This is a genomic window from Nocardiopsis sp. TNDT3 (genome assembly GCF_003427465.1).
Lineage (GTDB): Bacteria > Actinomycetota > Actinomycetes > Streptosporangiales > Streptosporangiaceae > Nocardiopsis > Nocardiopsis dassonvillei.
The window spans coordinates 1-5941 of sequence record NZ_QPFC01000758.1; the positions used below are offsets into that span (position 1 = coordinate 1).

5 protein-coding genes are annotated in these 5941 nt (G+C 72.3%); 4 read left to right on the forward strand and 1 reads right to left on the reverse strand.

Annotated elements, in window-relative coordinates:
• The coding region (locus DQW06_RS18740; protein ID WP_370449102.1) for a GMC oxidoreductase at positions 1–1929 on the forward strand (1929 nt) is incomplete at its 5' end.
• A 266-nt stretch (positions 1930–2195) separates the two neighbouring features.
• Complete coding sequence (locus DQW06_RS18745; RefSeq protein ID WP_157983485.1) at positions 2196–2924, forward strand: hypothetical protein; 729 nt, start codon at positions 2196–2198, stop codon at positions 2922–2924.
• A gap of 232 nt (positions 2925–3156) precedes the next feature.
• Here DQW06_RS18745 and DQW06_RS18750 read toward each other — a convergent pair whose 3' ends face one another.
• A complete protein-coding gene (locus DQW06_RS18750) occupies positions 3157–3936 on the reverse strand; it encodes a MerR family transcriptional regulator (protein ID WP_117199011.1) in 780 nt (259 codons plus the stop codon).
• Positions 3937–4052: 116 nt separating this feature from the next.
• Here DQW06_RS18750 and DQW06_RS18755 point away from each other — a divergent pair, with 116 nt between their 5' ends.
• Both DQW06_RS18755 and DQW06_RS18760 read left to right on the forward strand, forming a co-directional pair.
• The gene (locus DQW06_RS18755; RefSeq protein WP_013151515.1) at positions 4053–4907 is read left to right on the forward strand and encodes an SDR family oxidoreductase; all 855 of its coding nucleotides are present in this window, start codon (positions 4053–4055) and stop codon (positions 4905–4907) included.
• A 14-nt stretch (positions 4908–4921) separates the two neighbouring features.
• Positions 4922–5833, forward strand: a complete 912-nt coding sequence (locus tag DQW06_RS18760) for a diiron oxygenase (RefSeq protein ID WP_013151514.1) — start codon at positions 4922–4924, stop codon at positions 5831–5833.
• The last annotated feature ends 108 nt before the right edge of the window (positions 5834–5941 follow it).

Genomic DNA, 5941 nt, shown 5'->3' on the forward strand with positions numbered 1-5941 from the left:
ACCCCCAGCTCCTCCGCTCCCACCTCACGGACCGCGGCCGAAACCCCAACCGGAACCAGGGCCGAGACCGGATCCGCGACCGGTGACCGCGCCGACCGCTTCGACTACGACGTCCTGGTCGTGGGCTCGGGCTTCGGCGGTTCGGTGAGCGCCCTGCGCCTCACCGAGAAGGGCTACCGCGTCGGCGTCCTGGAGGCGGGGCGCCGCTTCACGCCCCAGACGCTGCCCTCCTCGTCCTGGGACGTCCGCAACTTCCTGTGGGCGCCCCGGCTCGGTATGTACGGCATCCAGCGCATCCACCTGCTGCGCGACGTGGTGATCCTGGCGGGGGCCGGCGTCGGCGGCGGTTCCCTCAACTACGCCAACACGCTGTACCACCCGCTGGACCCGTTCTTCGAGGACCCGCAGTGGCGGCACATCACCGACTGGAAGTCGGAGCTGGCGCCGTTCTACGACCAGGCCCGCCGCATGCTCGGCGTGCGCACCAACCCCACCGTCACCCCCTCCGACGTGCACATGAAGGCGATCGCCGAGGACATGGGCGTGGGGCACACCTTCCGTCTCACCCCGGTGGGCGTGTGCTTCGGCGACGGACGGGACGGCGACGGCCGCCGGGCCGAGCCCGGCGCGTCCGTGGGGGACCCCTACTTCGGCGGCGCGGGCCCCGACCGGCGTGCCTGCACGGAGTGCGGGGAGTGCATGACCGGATGCCGCCACGGCGCCAAGAACGCCCTGACCGAGAACTACCTGTACTTCGCCGAGCGCGACGGCGCCGAGGTGCACCCGCTGACCACCGTCGAGCGGCTGCGCGAACTGCCGGGCGGCGGCTTCGCCGCCGACACCGTCAGGACCGACGCGCCCCGGCGGCGGTCGAGCGCCCGCACGTTCACCGCCCGCCAGGTGGTCGTGGCCGCCGGGACCTACAACACCCAGACGCTGCTGCACCGCATGCGCGACTCGGGCGCGCTGCCCCGCCTGTCGGCGAGGCTGGGCACGCTCACCCGCACCAACTCCGAGGCTCTCGTCGGCGCGATGACCCGCCGGGTGAGACCGCAGGAGGACCTGACCCGGGGCGTGGCCATCACGTCCTCGATCCACCCGGACGAGAACACCCACATCGAACCGGTCCGCTATGGCAAGGGCTCCAACGCGATGGCGCTGCTCACCGCGATGCAGGTGCCCGGCGGCGGGCGGATCCCGCGCTGGCTGCGGTTCCTGGGGCTGGCGGCGCGCCACCCGGTGGTGTTCGCCCGCAGCCTCTCCGCCCGCCGCTGGTCGGAGCGGACCATCATCGGCCTGGTGATGCAGTCGCTGGACAACTCGCTGACGACGTCGGTGCGGCGGGGGCCGCTGGGCGGGAGGAAGAGGCTGACCTCCCGGCAGGGCCACGGTGAGCCGAACCCGACGTGGATCCCCGCGGGGCAGGACGCGGCCACCCGGCTGGCCGAGCGCATCGACGGCTTTCCCGGGGGCACGGTGGGCGACGTGTTCAACGTCCCGATGACCGCGCACTTCCTGGGCGGCTGCCCGATCGGCGACAGCCCGGAGACCGGGGTCATCGACCCCTACCACCGGCTGTACGGCCACCCGGGCGTCCACGTGGTGGACGGCTCGGCGGTCACCGCGAACCTGGGGGTGAACCCGTCGCTGACCATCACCGCGCAGGCCGAGCGCGCGATGTCGATGTGGCCCAACAAGGGCGAGGAGGACACCCGTCCGGAGCAGGGCGAGCGGTACCGGCGGGTCGGGCCGGTGTTCCCGGCCTCCCCGGCGGTTCCGGCCGGCGCCTTCGCCGAGCTGCGGTTCACCGCCCCGCTCCCGCTCTCGGTGGTGGACTCGGAGGCGCCGTCAGCGGACGCGGCGGCCGTCGGCGGGACGACCGGGGCCGCTGGGGAGACCGGGGCCGATGGGGAGGACGCACGAACGTGAGGCCGGCGCCCCGGGGCCGGTCGTCCACAGGGACGGCGGGCGCCCCGGCGGCACCGGGGAACCGCTCCCGGGCGTGTTCGGTGGATCTTGTCGGGTGGGCCGGTCGGGCCGTGCGCCTAGCCGGATGGGGAGCCGCAGATTCGGGACTCGGGGTCCACCGAACACGCTTTAGCAAACCGCGCGGCTCCGCGCAAGAGGCCACTACCTCAGCGCGGACCGGCCGCCGTACTCATGCGCCCGCGACCGCACGCGCCGAAGATGGGGTCGTGACGAACAAACCGCACATGCTCGCGCTCGGCGCCCTCGCCTTCCTCGGCTTCGCGGTCACCGCCTGTGCACCCGAACCCGGGACCGTCCAGGCCGAGGCGACCGAGCAGGACGCCCTCCCTCCCCTGGGAGCCGACGGGCAGGCGCCCTCCGAGGACCTGTCCCTGGAGGAGGCCGCGCCCTTCCTGGAGGCCCAGGGGTACTTCCCCGCCGAGGGCGACCTCAACGGCTACGAGGTCGGTTACCTGCCCGACGACGTCGGGGGCACCCCCTACGACCTGGACCACACCGCCCTGGCCGCCGCGCAGGGCCACGTCGTCCCCGACCTGCACGAGGTCGAGCGCTCGTGGCTGGCCGACACCGTCCAGGTGGACTACCTGGTCGACGACAACGACCAGGTGATGCCCGAACGCGAGGCCGTCGCCGTCTCCGCCCTGTACGTCTCCGTCATGCGGCGCGACGACCTCGCCGACGCCGACGCCTACTACGAACTCCTCGGCTCCACACTCGAAGAGGAGTTCCCCGACTCGCCCGCCCGCGAACTCCCCGACGGCGACGGCCACTACAACGGCTCGACCGCGGTCTTCTGCCCCGAGCCCGGCGTGATCGTCTGGCTCTCCTACGTGGACGACGCCTACTGGGAGGAAGTGGAGGCGAGCGAGGACCTGACCGCCGAGGGCGACCCCGGGGAGGTCCTGCGGATCGTCGAGGGGATCATCCCCGCCTGAACCCGCGGGCGGGCGGGGGAGGCGGATCCCCGCCCGCGGTCCCGGCCGGCGCCTTCGCCGAACTGCGGTTCACCACCCCGCTCCCGCTCACGGTGGTGGACCCGGGGTCGCCTTCGGGGGACGCGAGAGTGGACCCGGAGACGTCTTCGGGGGATGCGGCAGTGGACCAGGAGCCGCAGCCGGAGGACGCGGTGGCCGACGAGCGCGCCGAAGGCCTCCAGGCGCACCCCCGTCAGCCCTTCGGCGGCGCCGCCGCGCCCCCTCCGACGCCCTCCTTGTCCAGGTACTCCATCGCCAGGGCGAAGTGCTCCCCCATGACGTTGGTGAGGTTCTCCGCCATCGCCTGCGCCAGCACCGCGTCCACGGCCTGCTGCGCGAGCGGGCGCACCCGGCGGATCAGCTCGGCCATCTCGGCGGTCTCCTCGCTGCGGACCACCGTGCCGGGCGCGTACTCGGCGATGATGTGGTCGGCGACCAGGCGGACCATGTGCTCGGCGACGTGGCCGACCTTGTCGCGCAGGTTCTCCGCTATGTCGAGCACCGAGTCCACGGTCATGCCCAGCTTCACCAGCTCCACCCCGGCGTGCAGCAGCCGCGGGCTGGGCACCCGGAAGCGCAGCCCGTCGCGTTCGAGCACGCCCAGGTCCAGGGAGCGCTTCACCGTGCGGGGGGTGACGCCGTGGCCGAAGAGTTCGCGCAGGTCGCCCATGGTCAGGTAGCCGGCGATCTCGTCGCTCCAGGCGTCCCCTATGGCCGATTCGAAGCCCAGGATGTCGGAGAGGTCCCCTCCGCGCTCCCACACCCGGAACATCTCGCCGATGTTGGCGAAGGTGTAACCGCGCCGGAGCAGTTGGCCGATCAGCCGCAGACGCGCCAGGTGCGCCTCGGAGTAGATGCCCACGCGGCCCTCCCGGCGGGGAGGCGCGAGCAGGCCACGGTCCTGGTACACCCGGACGTTGCGCACCGTCGTGTCGGCGAGCCGGGCGAGTTCGTCAATGCGGTATTCGGCCATGGGTCCAGCCTAGGGACAACCGCGAACCTTACTCGTCAGTAAATTTCCCGCGTCACCCCATTGCATTGTGACAATGCCCGTTGTAACGTTCCGGCAGGAACTGTGGAGGAGATCACATGAGGACCCCCCTGCCGCGTCACCTGCGACGACTGCCCGGCCAGAACGCCCTCGTCACCGGCGCCTCCGGCGCGTTCGGCAGCGCCACGGTGGCCGTCCTCCGCCACCTCGGTGTGAACGTGGTCGGCATCGACCGCAAGCCCGCCCCCGGAGTCGTCGGCTGCGACATCACCGACGACGCACAGGTGCGCGAGGGGGTCGCCGAGGCCCTGGACCGGCTCGACGGACGCCTGGACCTGCTGATCCACTACGCGGGCGTCGGACCGGCCGTGGACATCGGCCAGGCCCCGGACGTCCACGTGCACCAGGCGCTGGAGGTCAACCTGCTGGGCACCTGGCGGGTCACCGCCGCCGCGATGCCCGCGCTGCTGCGCAGCAGGGGACGCGTCCTCGTCACCGCCTCGCTCCTGGCGAACCTGTCCCTGCCCTTCGCCGGGGCCTACACGGTCTCCAAGAGGGCGCTGACCGCCTACGCCGACTGCCTGCGCGCCGAGTACGGCTCGCACATCGGCGTCACCACCGTCCACCCCGGCTACGTCGACACCCCGATCCACAACAGCTCCCGGGCCACCGGGGTCGCCCTCGACGGCCTCGTCCCCGCCGAGAGCGCGCGCGACACCGTCATGGCGGTGGTCCGCGCGGCCGGGGCCAGGTACGCCCGCCGCGACACCGCCTCCACCGCGCTCGGCACCGCCGGGCTCCACCTGTTCCGGCACTTCCCCGGCACCACCGAACAGATCGTGTCGCTCCAGGTGGGCCTGCTCCTGTCGGACGGCGCCTTCGGCGACGCGGAGATCGCCCGGGGACTCCACTCGCGGCACGCCAACCCCCTGGTCCGGCCGGACGCGTCCTGAGGAGGAACACACAGATGACCGCTGAGATCACCGCCAAGCCCAAGATCACCGACCGCGAGGACATCGCCAAGCGCCTGCTGCGCGGCTCGGCCAAGGCCTCCTTCGACCCGCTCGTCGAGATCGACTGGGACGCCCCCGTGGACAAGGACATGTGGGCGATCCGCCCCGAGCGCCTCTCGCTGTACGGCACCTACCTGTGGGACCGGCTCACCGAGGAGCAGCGCAAGGAGCTCTCCCGGCTGGAGATCGCCAGCGTCGCCACCATCGGCATCTGGTTCGAGACCATCCTCATGCAGATGCTGGTCCGCCACGCCTACCACCACGACCCCAGCACCAACCACGTCCAGTACGCCTACACCGAGATCGCCGACGAGTGCCGCCACACGGTGATGTTCGCCAAGATGGTGGGCAAGCTCGGCTGGCAGACGCACAAGCTCGACCCCGTCGCCTTCCACCTCGGCAACCTCTTCAAGACCATCGCGCACGGCCCGCTGATCTTCGCCGGGGCGCTGTTCGTCGAGGAGGTCCTCGACCAGCTCCAGCGCGAGGCGGTGCCCGACGAGCAGATCCTGCCGCTGGTGCGCTCGGTCTCGCGCATCCACGTGGTGGAGGAGGCGCGGCACATGCGCTACGCCCGCGAGGAGTTCCAGCGCGACTGGGCCACGCGCGGCCCGCTCAACCGGGCCTACAGCCGGATCATCCTCGGCCTGGTCACCTACTACTCGGCCACCCGGCTGATCAACCCCAAGGTGTACGCGCAGGTCGGACTCGACCCCCGCGAGGCCTCCCGGGTCGCCCGCGACAACCCCCACTGGATCGGCACCAAGACCTGGGCCGCCCGCAAGGTGGTGAGCACCCTGGACACCGCCGGTGCCATCACCGGCCTGGGCCGCTACTTCTGGAAGAAGGCCGGCCTGCTCGGTTGACCCTGCCACTCCCCGGCCGCGGACGTCTCTCCTGTCGACACCCCGCGGCCGGGCCCCCTCGGGGGAACGGGCCCGCTCCCCGTCCGCCCCCGAACCCGCAGGCCGCGG